The organism is Janthinobacterium sp. GW823-FHT01H08, assembly GCF_058797855.1.
Genome location: NZ_CM179504.1, coordinates 4735633 through 4762305, shown reverse-complemented (window position 1 = coordinate 4762305; position 26673 = coordinate 4735633). Strand labels below are relative to the sequence as shown.

At 62.1% G+C, this 26673-nt stretch carries 23 protein-coding genes and 1 pseudogene; 9 read left to right on the top strand and 15 right to left on the bottom strand.

What is annotated here, in order from left to right:
- Positions 1–13: 13 nt before the first annotated feature.
- From AC3RCG_RS21405 to AC3RCG_RS21365, 9 genes are all read right to left on the bottom strand, one after another.
- Positions 14–1825, bottom strand: coding sequence for a PhoH family protein (locus AC3RCG_RS21405; protein WP_099410066.1), 1812 nt, complete (start codon positions 1823–1825; stop codon positions 14–16).
- A 289-nt stretch (positions 1826–2114) separates the two neighbouring features.
- Positions 2115–2585, bottom strand: coding sequence for a peroxiredoxin (locus AC3RCG_RS21400; RefSeq protein WP_034750445.1), 471 nt, complete (start codon positions 2583–2585; stop codon positions 2115–2117).
- 75 nt (positions 2586–2660) lie between these two features.
- Positions 2661–3620, bottom strand: coding sequence for a polysaccharide deacetylase family protein (locus tag AC3RCG_RS21395; RefSeq protein ID WP_492402056.1), 960 nt, complete (start codon positions 3618–3620; stop codon positions 2661–2663).
- On the bottom strand, positions 3620–4672 hold the full coding sequence (locus AC3RCG_RS21390) for a bifunctional UDP-4-keto-pentose/UDP-xylose synthase (RefSeq protein WP_070219136.1): 1053 nt from the start codon (positions 4670–4672) through the stop codon (positions 3620–3622). The genes AC3RCG_RS21395 and AC3RCG_RS21390 overlap by 1 nt, the downstream gene beginning before the upstream one ends.
- A 21-nt stretch (positions 4673–4693) precedes the next feature.
- A complete protein-coding gene (locus AC3RCG_RS21385; RefSeq protein WP_070219137.1) occupies positions 4694–5611 on the bottom strand; it encodes a formyltransferase in 918 nt (305 codons plus the stop codon).
- On the bottom strand, positions 5611–6606 hold the full coding sequence (locus AC3RCG_RS21380; protein WP_070219204.1) for a glycosyltransferase: 996 nt from the start codon (positions 6604–6606) through the stop codon (positions 5611–5613). Before AC3RCG_RS21380 ends, AC3RCG_RS21385 begins: the two co-directional genes overlap by 1 nt.
- 11 nt (positions 6607–6617) lie before the next feature.
- Positions 6618–7754 carry a DegT/DnrJ/EryC1/StrS family aminotransferase gene (locus AC3RCG_RS21375; protein ID WP_070219138.1) on the bottom strand — a complete coding sequence of 379 codons (1137 nt, stop codon included), beginning with the start codon at positions 7752–7754 and terminating at the stop codon, positions 6618–6620.
- A 206-nt stretch (positions 7755–7960) separates the two neighbouring features.
- Positions 7961–9634, bottom strand: coding sequence for a glycosyltransferase family 39 protein (locus AC3RCG_RS21370; protein ID WP_492402059.1), 1674 nt, complete (start codon positions 9632–9634; stop codon positions 7961–7963).
- On the bottom strand, positions 9631–10023 hold the full coding sequence (locus AC3RCG_RS21365; RefSeq protein ID WP_070311121.1) for an Mth938-like domain-containing protein: 393 nt from the start codon (positions 10021–10023) through the stop codon (positions 9631–9633). The genes AC3RCG_RS21370 and AC3RCG_RS21365 overlap by 4 nt, the downstream gene beginning before the upstream one ends.
- A gap of 423 nt (positions 10024–10446) precedes the next feature.
- On the opposite strand from AC3RCG_RS21365, the gene AC3RCG_RS21360 reads away from it, so the two are divergent.
- Both AC3RCG_RS21360 and AC3RCG_RS21355 read left to right on the top strand, forming a co-directional pair.
- Positions 10447–11676: a pyridoxal phosphate-dependent aminotransferase gene (locus AC3RCG_RS21360; RefSeq protein ID WP_034750427.1), complete on the top strand. Its 1230-nt coding sequence runs from the start codon at positions 10447–10449 to the stop codon at positions 11674–11676.
- Positions 11677–11750: 74 nt separating this feature from the next.
- Positions 11751–13073, top strand: coding sequence for a homoserine dehydrogenase (locus tag AC3RCG_RS21355; RefSeq protein WP_070311119.1), 1323 nt, complete (start codon positions 11751–11753; stop codon positions 13071–13073).
- A 67-nt stretch (positions 13074–13140) separates the two neighbouring features.
- Here AC3RCG_RS21355 and AC3RCG_RS21350 read toward each other — a convergent pair whose 3' ends face one another.
- A complete protein-coding gene (locus AC3RCG_RS21350; RefSeq protein WP_121670160.1) occupies positions 13141–13494 on the bottom strand; it encodes a ribonuclease E inhibitor RraB in 354 nt (117 codons plus the stop codon).
- A gap of 131 nt (positions 13495–13625) precedes the next feature.
- Here AC3RCG_RS21350 and AC3RCG_RS21345 point away from each other — a divergent pair.
- A pseudogene (locus AC3RCG_RS21345) lies at positions 13626–14989 on the top strand (IS3 family transposase).
- Positions 14990–15093: 104 nt separating this feature from the next.
- Here the strand turns inward: AC3RCG_RS21345 and AC3RCG_RS21340 are convergent.
- From AC3RCG_RS21340 to AC3RCG_RS21330, 3 genes are all read right to left on the bottom strand, one after another.
- A complete protein-coding gene (locus tag AC3RCG_RS21340) occupies positions 15094–15654 on the bottom strand; it encodes an outer membrane beta-barrel protein (RefSeq protein WP_070290554.1) in 561 nt (186 codons plus the stop codon).
- Positions 15655–15822: 168 nt separating this feature from the next.
- Positions 15823–17316 carry a sensor histidine kinase gene (locus AC3RCG_RS21335; protein ID WP_240453423.1) on the bottom strand — a complete coding sequence of 498 codons (1494 nt, stop codon included), beginning with the start codon at positions 17314–17316 and terminating at the stop codon, positions 15823–15825.
- The gene (locus tag AC3RCG_RS21330) at positions 17313–18035 is read right to left on the bottom strand and encodes a response regulator (RefSeq protein WP_070219206.1); all 723 of its coding nucleotides are present in this window, start codon (positions 18033–18035) and stop codon (positions 17313–17315) included. The genes AC3RCG_RS21335 and AC3RCG_RS21330 overlap by 4 nt, the downstream gene beginning before the upstream one ends.
- Before the next feature lie 214 nt (positions 18036–18249).
- Here AC3RCG_RS21330 and AC3RCG_RS21325 point away from each other — a divergent pair, with 214 nt between their 5' ends.
- The 6 genes from AC3RCG_RS21325 to AC3RCG_RS21300 all read left to right on the top strand — a co-directional run bounded on the left by AC3RCG_RS21325 (position 18250) and on the right by AC3RCG_RS21300 (position 25463).
- Positions 18250–19311: a porin gene (locus AC3RCG_RS21325; protein WP_121670159.1), complete on the top strand. Its 1062-nt coding sequence runs from the start codon at positions 18250–18252 to the stop codon at positions 19309–19311.
- Between the two features lie 3 nt (positions 19312–19314).
- Entirely contained in the window at positions 19315–20310 is a 996-nt protein-coding gene (locus tag AC3RCG_RS21320; protein ID WP_070219146.1) for a Bug family tripartite tricarboxylate transporter substrate binding protein, read from the top strand.
- 43 nt (positions 20311–20353) lie between these two features.
- Entirely contained in the window at positions 20354–21451 is a 1098-nt protein-coding gene (locus tag AC3RCG_RS21315; protein WP_070219147.1) for an ABC transporter substrate-binding protein, read from the top strand.
- Positions 21452–21529: 78 nt separating this feature from the next.
- Positions 21530–23320 (top strand): ABC transporter permease, encoded by a 1791-nt coding sequence (locus tag AC3RCG_RS21310; RefSeq protein ID WP_070219148.1) that lies wholly within the window; start codon positions 21530–21532, stop codon positions 23318–23320.
- 20 nt (positions 23321–23340) lie between these two features.
- Positions 23341–24414, top strand: coding sequence for an ABC transporter ATP-binding protein (locus AC3RCG_RS21305; protein ID WP_492404726.1), 1074 nt, complete (start codon positions 23341–23343; stop codon positions 24412–24414).
- A gap of 2 nt (positions 24415–24416) precedes the next feature.
- Positions 24417–25463, top strand: coding sequence for an AbrB family transcriptional regulator (locus tag AC3RCG_RS21300; RefSeq protein ID WP_492404724.1), 1047 nt, complete (start codon positions 24417–24419; stop codon positions 25461–25463).
- Here the strand turns inward: AC3RCG_RS21300 and AC3RCG_RS21295 are convergent.
- Positions 25460–26242, bottom strand: coding sequence for a DUF2145 domain-containing protein (locus tag AC3RCG_RS21295; protein WP_492404723.1), 783 nt, complete (start codon positions 26240–26242; stop codon positions 25460–25462). The genes AC3RCG_RS21300 and AC3RCG_RS21295 overlap by 4 nt on opposite strands.
- Before the next feature lie 5 nt (positions 26243–26247).
- A complete protein-coding gene (locus AC3RCG_RS21290; RefSeq protein WP_492404721.1) occupies positions 26248–26661 on the bottom strand; it encodes a hypothetical protein in 414 nt (137 codons plus the stop codon).
- Positions 26662–26673: the final 12 nt, after the last annotated feature.

Below are 26673 nucleotides of genomic sequence, written 5' to 3'. Positions count from 1 at the left end.
CGCCCGCTATAACTTACAGCACTTCGCTGGCGTGGTCGGCCAGGCGCGAACGCTCGCCGCGGGCCAGGGTGACGTGGCCGCTGTGGGTCCAGCCCTTGAAGCGGTCGACCACGTAGGTCAGGCCGCTCGAGCCTTCCGTCAGGTACGGCGTGTCGATCTGGGCGATGTTGCCCAGGCACAGGATCTTCGTGCCGGGACCGGCGCGCGTGACCAGGGTCTTGACCTGTTTCGGCGTCAAGTTTTGCGCTTCATCGATGATGAGGAACTTGTTGACGAAGGTGCGGCCGCGCATGAAGTTGAGCGACTTGATCTTGATGCGCGAGCGGATCAGGTCTTGCGTTGCCGCGCGGCCCCATTCGCCGCCATCGGAGTCGGACTTGTTCAGCACTTCCAGGTTGTCGTCGAAGGCGCCCATCCATGGCGACATCTTTTCTTCTTCCGTGCCTGGCAGGAAACCGATGTCTTCGCCGACGGGCACCGTCACGCGGGTGACGATGATTTCATTGTAGAGCTTGGTTTCCAGCACTTGCGCCAGGCCGGCGGCCAGGGCCAGCAGGGTCTTGCCGGTACCGGCCTGACCCAGCAGGGTGACGAAATCGCATTCCGGATTCATCAGCAGGTTCAGCGCGAAGTTCTGCTCGCGGTTGCGCGCCGTCACGCCCCACACATTGTTCTTCGTGTGGCTGAAGTCGCGCAGGGTTTGCAGCACTGCCGTCTTGCCGTTGATCTGCTTCACCTGGCCGTAGAACGGCGTTTCGCCGTTTTTCGGTTCCAGGTAGATGAACTGGTTGACCAGCAACGATGGAATGAACGGGCCCGTCACGCGGTAGAAGGTGGAGCTGTAGCCGTTCTTGCTTTCCTGCCACGATTCCATGTCCTTGCCGTGCTTGTTCCAGAAGTCGTCCGGCAATTGCACGATGCCCGAGTACAGCAAGTCCGTGTCTTCCAGCACATGGTCGTTGAAGTAATCTTCGGCCGGCAAGCCCAGGGCGCGCGCCTTGATGCGCATGTTGATGTCTTTCGACACCAGCACGACGGGGCGGCCTTCCTGTTCCGACTCGAGCGAACGCACGACGGCCAGGATCTGGTTGTCGGCCTTGCCCACTGGCAAGCCTGCCGGCAGGTCGGCGCTTTGCAAACGCGTCTGGAAGAACAGACGGCCCTTGGCGTCCTTGTTGCCCAGCTTGGACAGCAGGATGCCGTGTTCGATGGCGTCGTCATCCGTGTTGCTGATCAGGGCATCGAGCGTGCGCGACACCTGGCGCGCATTGCGGGCCACTTCCGTCATGCCCTTTTTGTGGTTGTCCAGCTCTTCCAGGGTCATCATCGGCAGGTACACATCGTGTTCCTCGAAGCGGAACAGCGACGATGGATCGTGCATCAGCACGTTCGTGTCGAGCACGAACAGCTTGCTGATGCCGCGCTGATCGGCGGCGCGGCTGGCGGACGACTTGAGCTGCACTTCCACAGGCTTGTGCTTGGCCGGATGCGGCTGCTCTGCCTGCTTGACGGGCTTGATCGGCGTGACCTTGCCTTTGGCCGCCGGCTTGGCTTTCGCCGCAGGCGCGGCAACGGCGGCAGGCGCGGCCGCAACCGGCGCCGGGGCTGGCGCCGGCTTGGCGACCATCAGGGCCGCCACTTGCTTGATCTTCGTGGCCGCATTGCGGACCGGCTTGGCAACTTCGGCGATCGCCGCTTCAATGATCGGTGCAGCCACTTTCTTGGCTGCCGGGGTTTTGGTGGCCGGGCGCGCTGCGCCTGCGGTTGGGTAATCTTGGGTGGCCAGGATGGTGGCTGGCTTGCTCGGTAATTTTGGCAGTGGCATCAGGATCTCAATCAAAAAATTTCTGGAATGAATCGCCCATGGGCAGCCAGCTTCTGGCGGCACTTCTCATGGGGTGGATGCGGGGGAACAACAATGCTACAGGACGAATAACTGCCGGGAGGCCGGCAGCATGGCCGGTCATGGACGCCATCGGCGGGCTGCAGGCCCGTCTGGCGGAGTGGATGGAGGCGCTTCGTTGACTCAAAATGGCGATAGGTACCGTGAACTGAACTGCGGTTGAACCAGGCTTGCTGGAAGCCGACAACGCGCATTGGATCAAAATGAACGATCAATTCAGATGCGCTACGAATTCCAGCACTTCTTCCACGTGAGTTGCGACCTTCACGCCTCTCCATTCTTTCACCAATCGGCCCTGGGCGTCAATCACAAACGTACTGCGCTCGACGCCGCGTACGGTCTTGCCGTACATCTGTTTCATCTTCATGACGTTAAACAGCAGGCAAACGGCTTCGTCCGGGTCGGAAATGAGCTCGAACGGCAGCTCCAGCTTGGCTTTGAAGCTTTCGTGCGAGCGCAGGGAATCGCGGCTGATGCCGTAGATTTCCACGCCGGCGGCGACAAATTGCGGATACGCGTCACGGAAGGCGATGTTTTCAGTGGTGCAGCCAGGGGTGTTGTCCTTCGGATAGAAAAACAGTACCGTGGCCTTGGCCGGGCGGCCCAGCAACTGAAAGGTCTTGCCGCTGGTCATGGCGGCACTAAAGTCGGGTATGCTAACGAGGGATTGGCTATCAGCCACAGGTTCTCTCCTGAACGGTGATCATCAGCGCTGGTTTTTAATCTGGCAACGCATCCAGGTGCAACAATACAGCATTCAGGCCGCTTTGCCCTGCACAATCAGGCGTCCCGAACGCCCGGGCAACTCATCCCAGGTGATGGGGTAAATTGGCAAGTCCGCATCTTTTATCTTTTCATAATAATCGCCCATCGCTGCAAACTGGTAGCCCTGGGCTTTCCAGCCAGTCAGCAGTTGTTCGAAAATGGGGGCGAGTTTCTGTCCTTCAAGTTCCGCATGCAAGGTATACACATGATCGCGCGGGTTGTCCGCCGTCAGTGACAGGATATGCGCGGCAACATTGCCGGTGGTGATCAGCTTGCCGTCGATTTCGCAGCCCAGCAGTTCGTCCAGGGTGGGCAGGGTGGTGGGCAATTGTACGCAGCGCAGGATGGTGTTGCCATTGCGCACGCGGTGCGGGCCATTGCCCGGATGCACCATTGCGCCGCGCGCGTCGAGCATGGCGCGGCCATCGGAGGCAAAGCGGTAGCCGGCCGTGTCGTGCTCGACAAAGGCGCTGACATTCATTTGCCAGCCGGCCGCGCCGTGCGTGTGCGGCTTGCTGCCGAACACCTGTTCGTAGCGGTTGGCGGCCTTGCGCATCATGGTAATGGTCCAGGCGGCGTTGCGCTTGGCCACATTGTCTTGCCACAGGGTGTGATCCCAGGTGTGGATGCCGCACTCGAAACCGGCATCGCGCACGGCGCGCAATTGCGCCGCGCACTGCTTGCCGATATCGGGTCCCGGCAGCAAGGTGCCGTACATCAATGTTTTCAAGCCGTAGTGCTCGACCACCGACGTGCGCGACACCTTGCTGAAAAAGCCGGGCCGCAAGGCGCGCCGCAGGGCCCAGCCCGTGTGGTCGGGGCCCAGCGAGAACAGAAAGGTGGCCTTGGCCTGGTGCGCGGCCAGCATGCGCACCAGATTGCCCATGCCTTCACGGGTGCCGCGATAGGTATCGACGTCGATTTTCAGGGTCAGGAACGGCTTGCTCAACATTAATCCATCAGGGCTTTGGCTTGGGCTACCTGGCTGCGGTAGGCGTCGAAAATATTGCGCAGGGAATCGGCCATGGTGGTGGTCGGCGCCCAGCCCAGCTCTTCGCAGGTATTCGTGATTTTCGGCACGCGGTTCTGCACGTCCTGGTAGCCGGCGCCGTAGTAGGCGCCCGAAGTCGTTTCCACGATGTTCACGTGTTTCGCGCCTTCGGCGTATTCCGGGTATTCGGCAGCCAGGGTCAGCATCATGCCGGCCAGGTCGCGGATCGAGTAGTTATTGGTCGGATTGCCAATGTTGTAGATCTTGCCGCTGGCGATGCCGTTCTTGTTGGCGATGATGCGGATCAGCGCATCGATGCCGTCGTCGATATAGGTGAACGCGCGTTTCTGCGCGCCGCCGTCGACCAGCGAGATGTTTTCGCCGCGCACGATGTGGCCGAAGAATTGCGTCACCACGCGCGAGGAACCTTCTTTTGGCGTGTGGATCGAGTCCAGGCCCGCGCCGATCCAGTTGAATGGACGGAACAGGGTGAAGTTCAAGCCTTCCATGCCGTAGCCCCAGATCACGCGGTCCATCAGCTGCTTGGCGTTCGAATAGATCCAGCGCGGCTTGTTGATCGGGCCGCAGATCAGTTCCGAGTTTTCCGGATCGAATTCCTCGTCATGGCACATGCCATACACTTCCGAGGTCGACGGGAAGACCAGGTGCTTGCCGTACTTGGCGGCCGAGCGCACGATAGGCAGGTTGGCTTCGAAGTCCAGTTCGAAGACGCGCAGCGGCTGCTTGACGTAGGTCGACGGCGTGGCGATGGCCACCAGCGGCAGGATCACGTCGCATTTCTTGACGTGGTACTCGACCCATTCCTTGTTGATCGTGATGTCGCCTTCGAAGAAGTGCATGCGCGACTTGTAGTTGTCATCTTCCAGCAATTCCGTGATGCGGTCCGTGTTCATGTCCATGCCGTAGACATGCCAGTCGGTGGTTTCCAGGATGCGCTTGGACAGGTGGTGGCCGATGAAACCGTTGACGCCTAAGATGAGGACTTTTTTCATATGAGATTCTCTTGAGTGATATCAGTGTGTGCTGACGCGGGCGGTCAGACTTGCTTGCAATTGCTGAGCCGAAATCGGCTCCCCGGCAGCCCTCAGCGCGGAAATGGCCAGCATGCGGCCGTCTCCGCAGACGCCAAAGATGCAATTATCCACTACCGCCAAGCCTGGTGGCAAACTTCCTGCTGAATGCTTGCTTAAACGGGCTTTTTCGATGGTGTAAATAACATTGTTGACTTCGGTGAACGCGCCGGGATAGGGGGGGGCGACGGCCCGGTGCAGGTTGTACACCTGCTGCGCGGGTAACTTCCAGTCGATGCGGCCGTCTTCCGGCGTGCGGCCGCCAAAGTAGCCGCCCTGGCGCAGATCGTTGAGCTGGCGCGGCGCCGTGCCGTCCAGCAAGGCTGGCAGCACGTTCCACAAGGTTTGCTCCGCCGCCACCGTGACCTTGCCGAACACTTCGAACGCCGTGTCGTCGGGCAGGATGGGCACGGCCGTTTGCGCGACGATGGCGCCGGCATCGGGCTTGACCGTCATTTCATGCAGGGTGGCGCCCGTTTGCGGGGCGCCATGCAGCACGGCCCAGTTGACGGGCGCGCGGCCGCGGAACTGCGGCAGCAGCGAGCCGTGCATATTGTAGGCGGGCGCGACTTCCAGGATGCTGGCCGGCAGCATGTGGCGGTAGTAAAAGCTGAACAGCATGTCCGGCCTGGCCGCCTGCACCTGCGCCAGCAGCTCGGGCGCGCGCGCGTCCGCAGGCGTAATGTACGGGATGCCTTCGGCCTGGCACAGGCTGGCGACGGATTCGAACCACAGGTTTTCCGTGGGGCTGTCTTCGTGCGTGACGACGAGGGCAATATCGACGCCGCCGGCCAGCAGCACCTTGATGCAGCGCACGCCCACATTGTGGTAGCCGAAGACGACGGCGCGCGGGGCGCCCATCAGCGGCTCACCTGGCGCTTTTCCAGGCGCACGTACGATGGCGCCTCGGCTTCCGCCTGGACCATACCATCCTGCAAGATGGTTTGCACCACGTAGCGGGGACGGGCACGCACTTGCTGGAAGATGCGTCCCACGTATTCGCCCACCAGGCCGATGCCGAACAGGATCACGCCCATGAAGAAGAAGGCGATGGCGAACAGGGTGAACACGCCTTCGGCCTCCGCGCCCAGCAGGAAGCGGCGTACCAGCAGGAAGACCACCAGCAGCGCCGAGCCCAGCGACATCGCCATGCCCAGCATGGAAAAGATTTGCAGGGGAATCAGCGAAAAGCCCGTGACGAGGTCGAAATTGAGGCGGATCAGGCTGTACAGCGAATATTTCGACTCGCCGGCGGCCCTTTCCTCGTGCTCGACGGTGATTTCCGTGGGCTTGCGGGCGAACGTGTAGGCGAGGGCGGGCACGAAGGTGTTCACTTCGGCGCACTGGTTGACCAGGTCGATCACATTGCGGCCGTACGCGCGCAGCATGTTGCCCTGGTCCGTGATCTTGATGTTGGTGATGCGTTCGCGCAGGCGGTTCATCATCTTCGAGGCCAGGGTGCGCCAGGCGGAATCTTGCCGCTTGCGCCGGATCGAGCCCACGTAATCGTAACCTTCGCGCATCTTCGCCACCAGGTTGCCGATTTCTTCGGGCGGGTTCTGCAGGTCGGCGTCGAGCGTGACCATGATCTGCCCGCGCGAGGCTTCAAAACCGGCCAGGATGGCCATGTGCTGGCCATAATTGCCGTTGAATAAGATCACGCGCGTGACGTCGGGGCGCTGGCGGAACTGTTCCGCCAGGATGGCCACCGAGTTGTCGCGGCTGCCATCGTTGATGAAGATGATCTCGTAGCTCGTCTGCAAGGCATCGAGGGCCGGATACAGGCGGGCGAACAGGCTGGCCAGGCCATCCTGCTCGTTGTAGATCGGAATGATTACGGACAGTTCAGGTTTCATCGGCGCGCTGCTCATTTGATGAGAATGGATTTGACGGTGGCGACGGCGCGTTCCACGTCCTGTGTCGTCATGGCGTAGAACATCGGCAAGGTCACGGTCAGGCGGCCGATCTGTTCCGAGACGGGGAACATGCCCTCGGTAAAGCCGCGTTCGCGGTACATGGTAAACAGGTGGATCGGTGCGTAATGATAGCCCGTTCCCACGTTTTGCTGCGCCATGGCTTGCATGAACGCGGCGCGCGTGCCGGGGCCGTTGTCGGGCAGGATGATCTGGAACAGATGCCAGTTGCTGTTTTCAAAGTCCTGCACGGGCAGCCGGGCGCCGCTCTGTGCTTCGAAGTCGCTGCCGAACTGCGCGAAATAGTGGCGTGCCAGCGCGCGGCGGTGGGCCGTGATGGCGTCGATATTGGCGAACTGGCCCAGGCCGATGGCGGCCATGATGTCGCTCATGTTGTATTTGCCGCCCAGCACGTCGACGTCGATGCCGTCCACGCCGCTGCGGGTGACACCCTGCAGCCGGTATTTCTCGGCCAGCTTCGCTTCTTCCAGGTTGTTCAGGACGAGGCAGCCGCCTTCGCCCGTGGTGATGTTCTTGTTGGCCTGGAAGCTGAACGAGACGAAGTCGCCAAACGCGCCGATGCGCTTGCCTTTCCAGGTGGAGCCGAACGCCTGCGCCGCGTCTTCCACGACCCTTAAATTGTACTTTTCAGCAATCGCGTACAGGCGGTCCATGTCGACGGGCAGGCCGGACAGGTAAACGGGGATGATGGCTTTCGTACGCGGGGTGATGGCCGCTTCCAGCTTGTCGAGGTCGATATTCCGGGTGACGGGGTCGATGTCGGCGAACACGGGCGTGGCGCCCACTTCGATGATGACGTTGGCCGTCGCGACCCACGACACGGGCGTGGTGATGACTTCGTCGCCGGGGCCAATGCCGGCGATGCGCAGCGCGATTTCCATGGTGCACGTGCCCGAATTGAAGGTGCGCACGGGACGCCCGCCGAAATACTCGGACAGCTGGGCTTCGAATGCCTGCACTTTCGGGCCGCTGGTGATCCAGCCCGAGCGCAGCACCTCGCCGACGGCGGCGATGGTCGCCTCATCGATGGTGGGTTTGGAAAAAGGCAAAAAGGGCAGGGTAGAGGTCATGGGGCGCGGTTCTTGAGTCGGTATGGTGTCAGGGTATCTGTGTTGCCGAGGCTGCCGTACGGTGAAAAGCGGCCGGCAGGCATGGCTATTTTATATCGTCAGTATGGCGGCGCAGCCGGTTCAGCGGTGAAAAAATCATGCCGATGCGGGGGCGGGGCAAGCTGGCCGGGGGCGCGATCCGTGCTGCCTCGCGCCCCAGTTAAACATTATTTGTTGGCAATGACCATGCGGCGCGCGTCCTCGGCAATGACACGCATGGGTACGCCACGTTGTTGCAATTCCTTGTAGCGGCCCAGGCTGATAATGGCCATGTCGCGCACGCCGGCGTTGGCATCGTTCGTCCATTGCGTGATGAAAGGCTCGATGTTCGGGATCGACAGTTCCGGCTGCTGTTTCAGGCCAAACGTGAATTCATCCCAGTAATCGACGAGGATCACGGGCCGCTGCAGATAATAGGTCAGCGACTGTTCGTAGATGCCGACCGAATAGAGCTTGGTATCGGCCGTCAGTTCGGCCTGGATCTGCGGCAGCATGTCGGTGCCTGCGCGGTTCTGGCCATACAGTTCGGAGCCGGCCAGGATGCAGTGCGTGGCCAGGAAGCCGGCGCCGGCGATCGTCAGCACCGTCATGTCGCGGCGCAGCTGGCGCGCATGCAGCAAGGCCAGGGCGCCGCCGGCCAGGGCGAAGAAGCCGGCCGCCATCAGCCATGGCTGGTAGCCTTTCAATGCGATCAATGCTGCCGGATCGCGCGCGCTGGCCTTGCTGAACGCGATCGGTCCGCCGATCAGGATGGCCGCGCCCAGCACGCACAGCAGGCCGGCGGCGAACAGGCGCTGGCGGCGCGACGCCGATTCCAGGTACAGCGCCACCAGCAATGCCAGCGCCGGGAAGATGGGCACGATATAGCCGGGCAGCTTCGAGGTCGAATAGCTGAAGAAGAAGAAAATGAAGACGGCCCAGACCAGCAGCATCAAACGGGGCTGGAAGGCGCCTTCCTGGCGCTGGAAGGCGGCGGCCAGGCTTTGCGGCAGCAGGCCTATCCATGGCAAGATGCCGGGAATGAGCAGCACGAGGAAGTAGTACCAGGCGCCTTCGCGCTTGTGGCCCTTCATCAGGAAGCGCTGGAAATGCTCGTGGATGAAGAAGAAATGCGGCTGCTCCGGATTGCGCAGGGCGACCAGCACGAACCACGGCGTGGCGATGGCAAAGAACACCAGCAAGCCCTTGACCAGGTGCAGACGCGTCCAGATGCGCCAGTCGCGCGCACACAGCGAATACAGCACCAGCACGGCGCCCGGCAGGACGATGCCGATCAGGCCCTTGGCCAGCACGGCCAGCGCCATGGCGGCCCAGCAGGCCAGCATCCAGTTGCGCCGCTCCGTCGCCGTGGCGTCGTCGCGCTGGGCGATCAGCAGGCTGCCCAGGGTCAGGGTCATCATGCCCGACAGGCTCATGTCCAGCGAATTGATCTGGCCGGAAGCGAGCCAGAACAGGCTCGACGCCAGCACCAGGCCCGCATACAGGCCCACGCGCGGGCCGAAGACCTTTTTGCCCGCGTACGCCGTCATGCACACGCCGATGATGCCGCACAGGCCAGTCCACAGGCGCGCCTGCCACTCGCCCAGGCCGAAGGCGGCGAAGGTCAGCGCATTCATCCACGTTTGCAGCGGCGGCTTTTCAAAGTACTTGATGCCGTTCAGGCGCGTGGTGATCCAGTCGCCCGTGACGAACATCTCGCGCGCCATCTCGGCGTAGCGGCCCTCGTCGGGCGGCACCAGGGTGCGCACGCCCAGCGCATACAGGGTGACGACGATGAAGATGCCCAGCAGGGACCACATCAGCACCCGCGACGAGTGCAGTTCGTTGACATTGATTTTCATGCAGCCTTGCCTGCGGCCGGGGCCAGGATCAGTGCCAGGGTGACTTTGCGGCCCTCGCCCATGAGGATGTTGTAGGTGCGGCAGGCAGCCTGGCTATCCATGCATTCGACGCCGATGCGGCGCATGGTCAGCGCGGCCGTCAGCTTCGGGTGCACGAAGCGCTGGCGCTCGCCCGTGCCGAGGATGACCACGTCGGGCGCATCGGCCAGGATTTGCGCGAAATGCGCCTCGTTCAATTGTTCGAAACTGTCCACTTCCCACGCGCGTGGCGGCGTTTCCGGCATGACGATCAGGCTGTAGTTGTACGGCTGGGCATTGATCTCGACGCCGTTTTCGTCATAGCCGGTGACAGTCTGGTATTGTTGGGTGCTGCTGGCGTGGAGTTTCATGGCGATATCGGGGCTGGTCGTGTCGGTTGATCGGTACGCGCGCGGCCAAACTGGGTGCCGCGGCCAAGGGCGTAAGCATGCCATAAATGACAGAAAAGAGCGACTGAAAAGCAACATCCTTTCCAAATTGCAATGTTCGGCACCACAGTGGCGCTGCATGCTGGCGCCATGGTAATGCTGCAAGATTAAGGGAAGATGAAGATGGCGCCCGCCCGATAGTCGTCCGGCTGCGCCGGCGTGGCAGAATCGGCGTCAAATGCTGCAGTTCGCCATGTTTAATTTGATAAAATGGCCTGTTTTCGGCGAGAATGGTTGTTTTCGCCTTGCAGTCTTTCGCATCGCAGTTTCACGGGTTCATAGTTCTGGCGCGGCGGCCACGCTGCAAGCTCAAGTCTCCGCGCCGCATCACGACAGGGATTTATTTTGCGACCGATTCAGAAATCGAATAAATTGGCGGACGTCTGCTACGACATCCGCGGCCCGGTCCTGGAAAAATCCAGGCAAATGGAAGAAGAAGGCCACAAGATCACCAAGCTCAATATCGGCAATCTGGCCGTATTCGGCTTCGATCCGCCCGACGAGATCGTGCGCGACATGATGCTCAATCTGCAGAACGCGGCCGGCTATACGGATTCGAAAGGCATGTTCGCGCCGCGCAAGGCCGTCATGCACTACACGCAGGGCAAGAATATCGCCGGCGTGACCATCGATGATATTTACCTGGGCAATGGCGCTTCCGAACTGATCGTCATGTCGATGAACGCCTTGCTCAACAGTGGCGACGAAGTGCTGGTGCCGGCGCCCGATTATCCGTTGTGGACGGCCGCCGTCAGCCTGTCGGGCGGCAATCCCGTGCATTATGTGTGCGACGAGCAGAACGAGTGGTATCCGGACATCGAGGACATGCGCCGCAAGATCACGCCGCAGACCAAGGCGATCGTCGTCATCAACCCGAACAATCCGACGGGCGCGCTGTATCCGGTTTCCGTGCTGCTGCAGATCGTCGAACTGGCGCGCCAGCACCAACTGATTATTTTCGCCGACGAGATCTACGACAAGGTGCTGTACGACGAAGCCGAGCACGTGTCGATCGCCTCGCTGGCCGACGACGTGCTGTTCATTACCATGAACGGCCTGTCGAAGAATTACCGCTCCTGCGGCTACCGTTCCGGCTGGATGGTGGTTTCGGGCGAAAAGCGCCACGCCAAAGATTACATCGAGGGCCTCAACATGCTGGCCTCGATGCGGCTATGCGCCAATGCGCCGGGGCAGTTTGCCATCCAGACGGCGCTAGGCGGCTACCAGAGCATACAAGACCTGGTGGGGCCCGGCGGGCGCCTGTTGAAACAGCGCGACCTGGCGCACAAGCTGCTGACCGATATCCCCGGCGTCACCTGTGTCAAGCCGAAGGCCGCGCTGTACATGTTCCCGCGCCTGGACCCGGAGATCTACCCGATCGCCGACGACCAGCAGTTTGCCTATGAATTACTGGCCGAAGCCAAGGTCCTGATCGTGCAGGGCACGGGCTTCAACTGGATCGCGCCCGACCATTTCCGCGTCGTCTTCCTGCCCAACTCCGATGACCTGACCGAGGCCATGGGGCGCATTGCGCGCTTCCTCGAAGGCTATCGCAAGCGTCACGGCCGGGGCTGAAAGCCAGCAGCAGCAATCTCGATCAACCTGGCGCCGCCCAAGGGGGCGCCACTTATGAGCAGTCAAGCACAACTATGAAATCCATCAAGATCGGCCTACTGGGCCTGGGCAACGTCGGTTACGGCACGTTCAGCGTCCTGAAACGCAACCAGGAAGAAATCAAGCGCCGCGCGGGCCGCGGCATTGACGTCGTCGCCGTCGCCGTGCGCGACGTGGCGCGCGCCGAAGCGCTCGTCGCCGGCGGCTGCAAGGTCGTCAATGACCCTTACCTGATCGTCAACGATCCCGAGATCGACATCGTCGTCGAACTGATCGGCGGCTACGACCTGTCGAAAACCCTGGTGATGCAGGCCATCGCCAACGGCAAGCACGTGGTGACGGCCAACAAGGCGCTGCTGGCCGTGCACGGCAACGAAATCTTCGCCGCCGCCCAGGACAAGGGCGTGATGGTGGCCTTCGAGGCGGCCGTCGCCGGCGGCATCCCCATCATCAAGGCGCTGCGCGAAGGCTTGACGGCCAACCGCATCGAATGGATCGCCGGCATCATCAACGGCACCACCAATTTCATCCTGTCCGAGATGCGCGACAAGGGCCTCGATTTCGCCACCGTGCTGAAACAGGCGCAGGAACTCGGTTACGCGGAAGCCGACCCCACCTTCGACATCGAAGGCGTCGACGCCGCGCACAAGGCCACCATCATGTCGGCCATCGCTTTCGGCATTCCGGTGCAGTTCGACAAGGCCTACGTGGAAGGCATCAGCAACCTCAATGCCGTCGACATCCGCTACGCCGAGCAGCTGGGCTACCGCATCAAGCTGCTGGGCATCACCAAGCGCGCCACCGTCAATGGCGTGGAAGGCATCGAGCTGCGCGTGCATCCGACCCTGATTCCGGCCAAGCGCCTGATCGCCAACGTGGAAGGCGCGATGAACGCGGTGCTGGTGCATGGCGACGCCGTCGGCGCCAGCCTGTATTCGGGCCGCGGCGCCGGTGCCGAGCCGACCGCCTCGTCGGTGATCGCCGACCTGGTCGACATCACGCGCCTGGCCACGGCCGACCCGGAACACCGCGTGCCGCACCTGGCGTTCCAGCCGAACGCGATGACCAACATCGAAATCCTGCCGATGTCGGAAATCACCACCAGCTACTACCTGCGCATGCATGTGGCCGACCAGCCGGGAGTGCTGGCCGACCTGACGCGCATCCTGGCCGAACGCGGCATCTCGATCGACGCCATGCTGCAAAAAGAGCCGGCCGAGGGCGAGACGCATACGGACATCATCATGCTGACGCACCAGACGCAGGAAAAGAACGTCACGGCCGCCATCGAGAAGATGGAAGCGTTGAACAGCGTGGTGGGCACGGTCACCAAGATCCGCCTGGAAAACCTCAGCTAAACGTTTTCAGCGATCCATGCAAAACGGCGCCCGCGGGCGCCGTTTTTTTATGCGTAATGTCGTCGGATTACGCCGCCGCACCGACGGGGCCCACGTCCATGCCGTCATAGCTGGCCAGCTGGTTGTCCTGCGCAAATGCCATCAGTTCGCCATTGCGCGCATGCAGGCTGTCGACGCCGTGCACTTCGGCCTTTTCCACGTGCAGCACCCACACGGGCGGTGCCGCCGGATCGTCGAGTTCCGGCTGGTACAGTTCCACGGGGCGGTAGCCCTGCAGCGCCAGCAAGGTGGCGGCCTGTTCCAGCGGCTCGGACGTCGGGTTGGTGAAGTAATAGCCCCACAGCAGCGGCTGGGACAAATCCCACGGCGCGTTCTCGGCGATATTGGCAAACAGTTCGGTTACGTCGTCTTTGGTCATCATGGCAAGGTGCCTTCTTAAAATCTCAGGGCGCGATCTTAGCATCCATGCCGCCTGCACGCCATTCGCCCATAAAAAAACCGGCTGTGCTGAACTGAACCCCAAAAGTTGGACACCAACTTTTGGGGTTTTTCATGTCGAAGTACAGTGAGCAATTTAAGCTCAGCATTATCGAGCAATATTTGTCCGGTTCTGCGGGGTATAAACAGATTGCCGACAAGCACAATCTTCATCATTCAACTGTGAGATTGTGGATTAAATTGCATGCAGCGCATGGCATTGACGGTCTGGTAAAAAAGTGCAGCCATTACAGTGCAGCGTTCAAGCTCTCTGTGTTGCAGCATATGTGGTCCGCTGATTTGTCTTGCTGGCAGGTCGCCGCCGTATTCAATATCCGCAATCGCGGCATCATCCGTCATTGGGAGCGCTGCTATCATAGCGGTGGTCTAGAAGCCCTGATGCCACGCACACGTGGAAAGCCCAAGCAAATGCCCTTACCACCACCTACAGAGCCGTCCGAATCCCTTCCGGATCCCGCGGAACGCACCCACGACGAATTGGTCGCTGAGGTCAACCAATTGCGCATGGAGGTAGCTTACCTAAAAAAGTTAGAAGCCTTAGCTCAAGCGCAGAAGCGGCAGAGTACGACAATGCGCAAAAAACGCAAGTAGTTACTGAGCTAAGGCAGTATTTCCCGTTGCGCGCATTGCTTGAGCTCGCTGGCATGCCACGCAGTACCTTCTATTATCAGCAGAAAGCGGCCCAGGCATGTGACAAATATGCAGGACTGAAGAAGCAGATCGCTGCCATCTATGCTCGCCACAAGGGGCGGTATGGCTACCGGCGCATCACTTTGGCCATCAGACAATTGGGCGAGAAGGTCAACCACAAGACCGTTCAAAGCCTGATGCGCAAACTCGGCCTCAAGTCGCTGGTGCGGCCCAAAAAGTATCGGTCGTACAAAGGAGAGGTCGGACAAGCAGCGCCGCATATCCTGAAGCGATGCTTCGAGGCCAATGGCGCCAATCAAAAATGGGTGACCGATGTGACGGAGTTCAAGGTGCGCGGCGAGAAACTGTAACTCTCGCCGGTCATGGATTTGTACAACGGCGAAATCATTGCATTTGAGACCTCAAGGCATCCAGAGTTCGCATTGGTTGGCAGCATGCTCAGGAAGGCTTTGAAAAAGCTCAAGCACGATGAGAGGCCCATCGTGCATTCGGATCAAGGCTGGCAATACCGAATGCCGGCTTATCAGCGTGCCTTGCAAGAAAAAAAAGTGGTGCAGAGCATGTCGCGTAAAGGGAACTGTCTTGACAACGCGGCCATGGAAAGCTTCTTCGCTGTGCTCAAGACAGAGTTCTTCTATCTGAACAAGTTCGGCAGCGTCGATGAACTACAACGCGGCATCAAAAAGTACATCCACTACTATAATCACGACCGCATCAAGCTCAAGCTAAAAGGGCTGAGTCCCGTGCAATACAGAACTCAGCCCTGAGCAACCTAGCAAACTAAACCGTCCAACTATGTGGGGTCAGTTCAGTGCAGCCGGTTTCTTATCCGCCATTACATCGGCAGGAGATTCATTCGCGCAAGCGTGAATTAGAACTTGTAACGCAGGCCGATCGACAGCAGGTCAGCTTTCACTTTGGAGCCATCTTCGTTTGCTACTTTGCCGAAGTTTTCGTATTCCGCAACAGCCGACAGGTTTTTATTGATGTTGTAAGCAGCACCGATACCAAACAGGGCGGAAGTTTTGTTTTTCGACACGCTCTCGCTGAAATTGAGTTCGCTGACGGTGGCTTTGGTGCGGTTCTGCGATACGCCAGCCTTGGCGAACAGCGAGAACTGTTCGTTCAGTGGCAGGGTGCCGGTGGCGGCGACGTAGAATGCATGGCTTTTCACTTCCATTTTTCCGCCGTCAAATTTCTCTGTCAGTTTGCCGAAGTCGACATAGCCAGCTTCCGCGCCGAAGTTTTGCGTAAAGTCATAGCCAGCGTAAGCTTTGTAGCCGGTGTCGCTTTTTTTGATCGAATCAAATTCGTCCGATGCTTTCAATTCGGAACGGCCGACGTTAACGCCGACGTAAGCGCCTTCAGCTTGGGCGAACAATGGGAATGCCAGGGCGGCGCCAACAACTACTGCAAACAATTGCTTTTTCATATTAATCCTAGATAATTAATGCGGAGAGACTGTCTCGCCGCTTAATGGGAACCGAATTGTATAGGGATGAATATGTTTATGTAAGGCAATTATTTAAAAAATATTACAAATAATGTACTTGTTGTTTTGATGCAACATTCAATATCGAAGACATATCTGTCTGGCGCCTCATGCGGCGCCGCTGAAATGCACGCTGACTTTCAAGCCGTGCCCATTGGTCGCCGTCGCCAGTTCCAGCCTGGCGCCATGCAGGGCGGCGATGTCGCGCACGATGGCCAGGCCCAGTCCCGCGCCGCCGGGGTTGCTCTCGAGCGCCGCGCCGACGCGGTAAAACGGCGTGAACACGCGTTCGCGCTCGGCCGGCGGGATGCCGGCGCCGCTGTCTTCCACTTCCAGCACCGTTTCGTTTCCATGACCGCCCGCGCGCACGCGCAGGATCACGCTGCCGCCCTGTGGCGTGTAGCGCAGGGCGTTGTCGACCAGGTTGGCGACCAGTTCGTGCAGCAGCAGCGCCTGGCCATGCACGGGCGCTTCGTCGGGCGCTTCCAGCGACAGGTCGATATTTTTGGCGACGGCGGCCATGGCCATTTCCAGTCCCACCTGCTGCGCCACATCGCGCAGCGCGACGGTGTCCATCGCCAGGTTTTCGCCGCCATGCTCGATGCGCGCCAGGGTCAGGAGGCGGTTGGCCAGCAGCACGGTCGAATCGGTGGTGACGGCGATCGAGCGCACGATGTCGCGCAGGGCGGCGATGTCCGGCGGCGCACCCGCCTGGCGGTCGCACTCGCGCATGGCCAGTTCGGCCTGGGTTTTCAGCACCGTCAACGGCGTGCGCAGCTGGTGCGAGGCGTCGGCGATGAAGCGGCGCTGGCTGGCGATCAGCTGCTGCAGGCGCGACATGGAACCGTTCATGGCGCTCACCAGCGGACGCATTTCCTTGTGCACCAGCGCGGGATCGACGTCGGACAGGTCGGACAGGGTGCGCGTCTCGACTTCCATTTTCAAGCGCATCAGCGGGCGCAGCACCAGGCGCACGGCAAACCACACGAGGGCGCCCATCACCAGCACCATCGCCGCCTGCCAGATCAGGGTGTCGAACAGGATCTGGTTCGACAGGCCGCGCCGCGCATCTAGCGTTTCGGCCACCTGGATCAGGGCGATGCCGCGCATCGAGTCGTCGTACACGGGCTGCAGCAGGGCGGCGATGCGGATCGGCTTGCCGTGGTAGTCGGCGTGGTAGAAGCGCACCAGTGCCGGATAATTCTGCGAACGGGGCACGTTTTTCGGCACGGGCGGCAAGTCGCCGTAGCCCGACACCAGTTCGCCGTTGATGCCCGTGACCTTGTAGTAGATGCGGCCCAGGGTATCGGTCTCGAAGCTGTCGAGCGCCACATAGGGCACTTCGGCCACGACCTTGCCGTTGACGATGGAGACGCGCTCGGCCAGCGCCCGCGTCGACGCCAGCAAGGAACGGTCGTAGGCCATGTCGGCCGCGTCGAGCGCGTTGCGGTAGACAAAAACGGCATCGAGCAGCACCAGCATGACCAGCGGGATGAGCAGCCAGCGCAGCAGCTGGCTGCGCAGGCTGCCCAGCGGCCGGCCCTGCGCCCAGCGCCGGCGCAGGCGCTCGAACAGGGGCCGGCTGGGGGCGCGCACGGTCATTTTGAGGCGGCGGGCGCCATCGCGCTGCGCGGCTGCAGCAGGTAGCCGATGCCGCGCAGGGTGGTGATGACGGCGCCGTCGGGCGAACCGCTTTCCACGCCGTTTTCCAGTTTCTTGCGCACGCGGTGGATATACAGTTCGATGGCGTCCAGGTTGGCGTCGTCGGCCAGCGCGAAGACTTCGTCGAACAGCTTTTCCTTCGAGACGGCGCGTCCCGAGCGCGTGATCAGCGCTTCGAGCACGGCGTGTTCGCGCGGCGTCAGGGGAAAAGGGGCGCCGGCATAGCTGAACATGCGCGTGACGGTGTCGAAACTGAGGGCGCCGCAGGTGTGCACGAGCGCTTCGTTGCCCTGGCTGCGGCGCAGCAGGGCTTTCACGCGCGCTTCCAGTTCGGCCAGTTCGAACGGCTTGGCCATGTAGTCGTCCGCGCCCAGGTTCAGGCCCTGCACCTTGTCATCGAGGCCGCCGCGCGCCGTGAGTATCATGACGGGAGTCTTGCCGCGCGTGCCGCCGCGTGCGCGCAGGCGGCGCAGCACGTCCAGGCCATCCATCTTCGGCAGGGAAAGGTCGAGCAGCACCAGGGAATATTCCTGCGTATGCAGCAGGGCGTCGGCATCGGCGCCGTTGTGGGCGGTCTCCACCGTCAGGTGCGCGTCGCGCAGGGCCTTTGCCAGCCAGTGCGACAGCTCCAGATGGTCTTCCACTAATAATATGCGCATGGTCTCCGCCATTCGTTTGAATTGGTGCAGTGTAAGCCTCTCGGCACGCCGCCGACAGGGGCCGCAATGAATTTGTTGGTATTGCCTGTGGCTGGCCGGCGACACCTGTCAGTCTGAAAGCGAATTGAAAGGATCACGATCATATAGTGTGATCCTGATTCATGAAATTGATCAGGCATATCACTAATAACTATATCTAAGGGAGACACTCTACATGAAGAAAACTGCATTCTCGCTGGCCGCCATGGCGGTACTCGCCGCCGCTGGCAGCGCCCACGCCCAGTCGAACGTCACCCTCTACGGCCGCCTGGACGCCGGCATCAGCAACACCAGCAACGCCGGTCCGAACAAAAGCTCGATGACGCAAGTCAGTTCGGGTGGCATGAACACCTCGCGCTGGGGCATCCTGGGCAGCGAAGATCTGGGCGGCGGCCTGAAAGCCGTCTTCAATCTGGAAGGCGGCATCCTGGTCGACACGGGCGCGGCCGACGGCGCGCTGTTCAAGCGCCAGGCCAACGTGGGCCTGGAAGGCGCATTTGGCCGCGTCGTGCTGGGACGCTCGTTCACCACCGTGTACGACTTCGTGCTGCCATTCGATCCGATGGCCTATGCGCCGTTCTATTCGTGGGCCACCTCGGCCAACGCGACGGGTCCGAGCAAGTATGGCATGACGACGGCCTTCGACAACATGGTCAAGTACTCGGGCAAGACGGGCGACTTCAGCTACGGCGCATCGTACGGCTTCGGCGAACAGTCGACGGGCAGCTCAGACAGCGCCAAGCTGTCGACGGCCGTTACCTACAAGACGGGTCCCGTCAGCCTGCTGGCCACGTATGAACAGGTGAACGGCAATGCCATCGCCGGCGGCGCGCGCGACAAGACCACCGTGTACCACCTGGGCGCCATGTACGACGACGGCCCGTGGAAAGTGCAGGCGGCGGCGCGCGACTACAAGCTCGATCCGGCAGCAGCCGGCAAGGCCGACGTGCGCGGCACTCTGTACTGGGGCGGCGTCAGCTACAAGACCACGCCGGTCATCACCCTGACGGGCGTGGTCTACTACCAGGACGTGAAAAACGTGGCGGCGAGCCTCAATGCCGATCCGATCATGTACGTGGCGCGCGTGCGTTATGCCCTGTCCAAGCGCACGGACCTGTACGTGGCCGGCGCCTATGCCAAGGCCAAGCACAACCAGCTGGTCAGCCTGTCGCGTGACGATGCCGGTTTCGGCGACACGCAGCGCGGCCTGATCGCCGGCATCCAGCACCGCTTCTAAGGCATGACGATGCCGCGCACCGCGTTCCTGTCGCTGCTGCTGTTGTCGGCGCTGCTGCCCGCGCCGGCAACAGCCGCCGCGCCTGAAGTCGATTGCGTGGTGCCGTCCAAACCGGGCGGCGCCATGGACCTGACCTGCAAGCTGGCGCAGAAAGGGCTGCTGCAGCCCGATCCGGCGGCGGCAGCGCCGTTCGCGTCCTCGGTGCGCATCAGCTATCTGCCCGGCGGCATCGGCGCGGTGGCGTGGCGTTCGATGGGCTCGCAGCGCCGGCGTGCCGAAGCCAACACCCTGGTGGTGTTTTCGGGCGGCTCGCTGCTGAACCTGGCGCAAGGCAAGTTTGGCAACGCCAAGACGGGCGACGTGCGCTGGGTGGCGGCGCTGGGCGCCGACTACGGCATGATCGCCGTGCGTAGCGACTCGCCCTACAAGACCCTGGCCGACCTGATCGCCGCGCTCAAGCGCCACCCCGACAAGGTGCTGATCGGCGTGTCCGGCACCATCGGCAGCCAGGACTGGCTGAAGATGGCGCTGGTGGCGCGCAAGGCCGGCATCGACCCGAAAGTGCTGCGCTTCGTGGCACTGGAAGGCGGCGGCGAGATATTCACGGCGATGCAGGCCGATTACGTGCAGGTGATGTCGGGCGACACCTCGGAAGCGACCCTGAATGCGGGCGACAGCCATGCGCGCGTGCTGGCGGTGCTGTCGGAAAAGCGCCTGCCCGGCGTGCTGGCCGGCGTACCGACGGCGCGCGAGCAGGGCATCGATGTGGTGTGGCCCATCATCCGCGGCGTGTGGATGGGGCCACAGGTGCCGGAAGCGGATTACCAGCGCTGGGTGGCCAGTTTTGAACGCGCCATGGCCACGCCGCAGTTTGCCCAGTGGCGCACGCAGGCGGGCATGTATCCGTTCGCGCTGACGGGAGACAAATTGACGCAGTACGTGAACCAGGCGGTCGAACGCTATTCCAGGCAGGCCGCCGAACTGGGCCTGATGCGCTGAAGCCAATAGCAAACCATACAACAATCACAGACGGAGACAAACCATGCAAACCAAGACCATACTCGCCATCGCCCTGGCAGCCGCTTTCGCGGGTACCACCGGCGCCGCCTTCGCCCAGGTGCCGGCAGGTTATCCGGCCGACTACCAGAAGATCATCGACGCGGCCAAGAAGGAAGGCAAGGTGGTGATCTACAGCGCCACCGACAGCAAGGCCGCCGCGCCCCTGATCAAGGATTTCAGCGCGCTGTATCCGGGCATCTCGGTCGAATACAACGACATGAATTCGACGGAAGTGTACAACCGCTTCATTTCCGAAGTGGCCGCCGGCGGCAATACGGCCGACGTGATGTGGTCGTCGGCGATGGACTTGCAGATGCGCCTGGCCTCCGACGGCTACGCCCTGAAATACAAGTCGGTCGAAGCGGCGAAGATCCCCGGCTGGGCCATGTGGGACGATCAGGCCTACGGCACCACGTTCGAGCCGGCCGCCATCGTCTACAACAAGCGTTTGCTCGATCCGAAGGAAGTGCCGAAGAATCACGACGACTTCGTCAAGCTGATCGCCACGCCGAAATTCAAGGACAAGGTCACCACCTACGATATCGAAAAGTCGGGTGTCGGCTTCATGTTCATGGCGCAGGATGCGAAGGAATATCCGCAGTTCCTGGCGCTGCAAAACGCGTTCGGCACGGCCAAGGTGCGCGTGCAGTCGTCGACGGGCACCATGATGGAGCGCATCTCGTCCGGTGAAAACCTGATCGGCTACAACGTGCTCGGCTCCTACGCCCTGGTGCGCGCCAAGACCGATCCGTCGATCGGCGTGGTGCTGCCCAAGGATTACACCTTGATCCTGTCGCGCGTGCAGTTCATCAACAAGAATGCGAAGAACGTCAACGCCAGCAAGCTGTGGCTCGATTACATCCTGTCGCACCGCGGCCAGACCATCATCGCCAACGGCGCCAAGCTGTTCGCCATCCGCGCCGACGTCACGGGCGAAACGACATCGGCGGAACTGATCAAGGAAATCGGCGCGGCCAACGTCAAGCCGATTCCCGTGCATCCGATCATCCTGCAATTTCTGGGACCTGCCAAGCGCATGGCGTTCCTGAAGCAGTGGAAAGAGACCGCCGGCAAGAAGTAAAAATAGCCAATGCCGTCTTGGCCGCCCGCGAGCCTGGCTTGCGGGCGCACGCCGCACCCTTCATTCATTGGATTCATCATGCAAACTGCTATCTTGCCGCTGCCTGCACGGTCGCGCTCTCCCTTGTCGCGCCTGAACTGGCCGCGCGGCGTGGTCGTGGCGATCACGCTGGTCGCCATCTTCCTGCCGCTGTTCCTGATTTTTTACCAGAGCTTTTTGAACGCGCCGTTTTTCATGCCCGTGCGCGAATTTGGCTTTGATTCCTACCGTTTCATCTTCGATGATCCCGATTTCGCCATGGCCTTCAAGAATGGCCTGATGCTGGCCTTCGGTCTGACCGTGATCGCCGTGCCGCTGGGCGGCATGCTGGCCTTTTTGATGGTGCGCACGGACCTGCCTGGCCGCGGCTGGGTGGCCCCGATGCTGCTGGTGCCGATCTTTGTGTCGCCGATGGTGATGGGCTTTGGCTACGTCGTCTCGATGGGGCCCGTGGGCTTCTATTCGATCTGGGCCAAGGAGCTGCTCGGCTTCGTGCCGTGGAATATTTATTCCTTCACCAGCATCGTCATCATCGCCGGCCTGACGCACGTGCCGCACGTCTATCTGTACGCTTCGTCGGCCCTGAAAAGCCTGGGTTCGGACGTCGAGGAAGCGGCCCGCGTGGCCGGCGCCTCGCCGATCCAGGTGATGCTCAATGTGTCGCTGCCGATGATCATGCCGGCCCTGGCGTATGCGGGCGTGCTGGTATTTTTCCTCGGCTTCGAAGTGTTCGGCCTGGTGCTGGTGCTCGGCGATCCGGAAGGCCACCTGGTGCTGCCGACCTATCTGTACAAGCTGACGAACAAGCTCGGTACGCCGTCGTATCACCTGATGGCCGCCGTCGCCGTCTGCCTGGTGATGGTGACCATGCCGCTGGTGATGATACAGCGCTGGCTGCTCAAATCCGCCAACAAATATGTGTCGATCAAGGGCAAGGGCGCGCGCAGCAAGGCCATGCCGCTGGGCCGCTGGAAGTGGCTGGCGTTCGCTTTGCTGGCGGGCTGGCTGATCTTCACCATCATCCTGCCGTTGACGGGTATCGTGCTGCGCTCCTTCGTGCAGTATTGGGGCGAGGGCGTGCACCTGGCCGACGTCTTGACCTTGCAGCATTTCCGCGACATTTTCGACCAGCCGTCGCTGGTGCGCGGCATCGTCAACACCATCCTGATCGGCGTCGTCGGCGGCGCGCTGGCCGTCGGCTGCTACAGCTTCATCGCGCTGGCCATGCACCGCAAGCAGGACGGCATCACGCGCCTGCTCGATTACAGCGTGCTGGTGCCGCGCGCCGTGCCGGGCCTCTTGGCCGGCCTGTCGTTCCTGTGGGTGTTCCTGTTCGTGCCGGCCTGGCTCGACGGCATCTTGAAAGGCATGGATAACGGCGTGGCCCTGTGGCTGAGCGGCCATGTGATCCCCGTGCTGCGCGAAGTGCGCTCGACCATCTTCGCCCTGTGGCTCGCGTATTCGGTGGTGTGGATGGCCTACGGCATGCGCCTCATTTCCACGGCGCTGCTGCAGGTGGGGCCGGAGCTGGAAGAGGCGGCGCGCGCCGTTGGCGCCAGCCGCGGCCAGGTGACGCGCGACGTGACCCTGCCGCTGATCAAATACGGCTTGCTGGGCGCCTGGCTGATGGTGTTCCTGATCTTCGAGCGCGAATATTCGACGGGCGTGTACCTGCTCTCGCCGGGCACGGAAGTGATCGGCGCCATGCTGGTATCGCTGTGGGCAGGCGGCTCGACCGACCTGGTGGCGGCGCTGTCGTTCATCAATATCACCCTGGTGGCCATCGGCCTGGGCATCGCGCTGCGCTTCGGCGTGAAGTTGCATAACTAATTAGAAAATGAGACCACATCATGAATGAATTGACCGTCAATGAACTGCACCTGGACTATGGCACGGGCGCTGCCGCCAACCAGATACTGAAGGGTGTCTCGATGCACCTGCAAAAAGGCGAAGTGGTCGCCCTGCTGGGGCCTTCGGGCAGCGGCAAGACCACCTTGCTGCGCGCTGTGGCGGGACTGGAAAGCCCGAAGGCGGGCACGATCCAGATCGGCGAGCGCAATGTCTTCGACGGCGCGCAGCATTTCGAGATGCCGGCCGAGCACCGCAACCTGGGCCTGGTGTTCCAGTCGTACGCGCTGTGGCCGCACAAGACCGTGTTCGACAACGTCGCCTATGGCCTCAAATTGCGCAAGATGGGCAGCACGGAGATCGCCGCGCGCATCAAGGAAGTGCTGACGCAGCTGGGCCTGGGGCACTTGGGCGAACGCTATCCGCATCAGCTGTCCGGCGGCCAGCAGCAGCGCGTGGCGATCGCCCGTGCGCTGGTGTACAACCCGCCCGTGATTCTGCTCGACGAACCGCTGTCGAACCTGGACGCCAAGCTGCGCGAAGAAGCGCGCGCCTTCCTGCGTGAACTGATCGTGCGCCTGGGCCTGTCCGCGCTGATGGTGACGCATGACCAGGGCGAGGCGATGGCCATTTCCGACCGCATCCTGCTGCTCAATAACGGCAAGATCGAGCAGCAGGGCACGCCGCAAAGCATGTATGAAACGCCGGACACCCTGTTTACGGCCGAATTCATGGGCAGTAATAACCGTCTGCCCGGCAAGGTGGTGCAGCGCGAGGGCAAGCAGGTGCGCCTGCTGGTCGACGGCGCCTCCATGCAGGGCGTGGCGCGCGGCGCCAACGTGGGCACGGAAGTGACGACCATGATACGCGTCGAGGAAGTGAAGATCAGCGCCACGCAGGTGGACAACGCCATCGAGCTGCCGCTGCTGACCTGCATGTACCTGGGCGACCGCTGGGAATGCCTGTTCGAGCGCGGCGGCGCCGAGAACATCAGCCTGCGCGCGTATTCGCGCCACAAGCTCGACGCGGGCAAGTACTGGCTGCACATGCCGGCCGATAAGCTCTGGGTGTTTTAACGGTGCCGTGGTGGCCGCGCTGGCGCGCCTTTGCTGCCGCGCTGGCCGCCGGGCTGGCGGGCGCCGCCATCTGCCTGTGGCTGCACACGCCGCTGCCGTGGATGATCGGCCCCCTGTTTGCCACGGCCGCACTGCGCCTGGCAGGGCGCGAACTGGCCTGCCCCGTGCGCGTGCGCGAGGCGGGCCAGTGGGCCATCGGCACGGCCCTGGGCCTGTATTTCACGGCGCCCGTGCTGGCCGTCCTCATTCTCTATATGCCGTGGATCGCCGGCGCCGTGCTGTTCGCGCTGGCGCTGGGGGCGTCCGGCGCCATGCTGCTGCGGCGCCTTTCCGGCGTCGACCAGGCCACCGCCTTTTTTGCCATGGCCGTCGGTGGCGCGTCGGAGATGGCGGTGCAGAGCGAGCGCCATGGCGCCGATGTGGGCAAGGTCGCCGCCGCGCACAGCTTGCGTATGATGCTGGTGGTGGCGACTATTCCCTTCGGCGTGCGCTACTGGGGCAGCCATGGTCTGGCCGCGGGGCATGAAAGCTTCGTGCCGGGCGCCGCACTGGTCGACTATGGCGGGCTGACGCTGCTGGTCGGCATCACGGTGCTGGCGGCCCTTGCCTTCAAACGGGGCCAGTTGCCCAATGCCTGGGTCATCGGCCCGCTGCTGGCCGCGCTGCTGCTGACGGCGTGCGGTATCCATCTGTCGCGCCTGCCAGAATGGATGATACGCGCGGGCCAGCTGTTCATCGGCATCGCTCTGGGCACGCGCTTGAGTCCCGCCTTCCTGCATGCCGCTCCCCGCTACCTGGCCGGCGTTGCCCTGTGCAGTGTCCTGATGCTGCTGCTGGCGGCCGCTTTCGGACTGGGCTTGGCGCACTGGCTGGGCATCCATCCGGGCACGGCCATCCTGGCCACTTCGCCCGGCGGCATCGCGGAAATGTCGCTGACGGCCAACGCCCTGCAGTTGGGCGTGCCCATCGTCACGGCGTTCCACGTCGCGCGCATGGTGGTGCTGGTATTGCTGACGGGGCCGCTGTTCCGCCTGCTGCGGCGCCCTTAGTTCCGTACGACGATTTCCTGCACTTGCGGTTCGCGCTGGCGCATGAAGCGCACGATGGAGTCGACGGTGACGACGTCGATCTGGCGCGTCATGCGGCGCTCGAACGGGTGATCGTCGAAGGCGATATTCGCGCGGAACATGCGCGCGCCCAGGCGCGTGGCGGCGGGGATGCTCAGCGTTTGCGGTGCGTAGCTGGCGCTGCGCAGCCAGCCTTGCGCTTCGGTGCGCGTTTCGATCTTGCCAGGCTCGTTGCTGGCGGCGGCCAGGGTTTCCAGCACCCACTGGTTCGAGTTCTGGTACTTGGTGGAAAACGGGTAGGCCAGCATATTGTAGTGCGGCTCATGCAGGCGCTTGGGCGTGTTGCTGGTCAGCAGGCGCACCAGTTGCTGCTGCGTATCCTGGCCGGGAATCAGGATCAGCGTTTCGTACATGAACACGTCATCCATGAAGAAATTGCCGAGTCCCTCGTTGTACAGTGACGACTGCGCCGTGCCGCATTCATTGAGTTCATGCACCACCAGCCAGCGGCCTTTCGGGTGGTCGCGCCAGGCCAGCGCCATGTGCGAATAGCGCAAATTGTACTTCGACAGGTCCTGGCCGGCGCGCGCCACCAGCGCCACCTGCGCGCCCGAGGCGTCGAGCGCCTGCAGGGTCTTTTGCGCCAGGTCCATCGATTTGACGAGGGTGGTCGCATCCGTTTGCTTTTCCTCGCACGAGCGCCCCGCATGGGCGGTGCCGGCCAGGGCCAGGCTGAGAACAATGACGGTCAGGCGTTTCATGGGGTTCACGCTTTCGAATGGTGGAGGATGGCGTTGCCGGCCGCGTTCGGCACATAGACGATGGCCTTGCCCGACAGCATCAGCATGTGGCCCGTCGAGACGGCCACTACCTTGACGGCCGTGCCGGCCGCCAGCGACAGGCCTTGCATGGCTTTCTGGCTCAGCTTGACGGAAGCCGTGGCGGCGGACGATGCGCCCGTGGCCGCGCTTTTGAGCACGAGCACGCTGCCGTCGGCCACGTCTTCCACCTTGTCGATGACGATTTCACCGGCGGCGGCCAGCACCGACATGGAGCCGACCAGCACGATGGCCGAGGCCATGCTGGCGTTGTCGGACGCGTTGGTGGTATCGGAGTTGGCCTGGGCCAGCGGCGCCATGGTGGCGGCGCACAGCAGGGTCATGGCGAGTATGTGTTTCATGGAGGTCCTGTT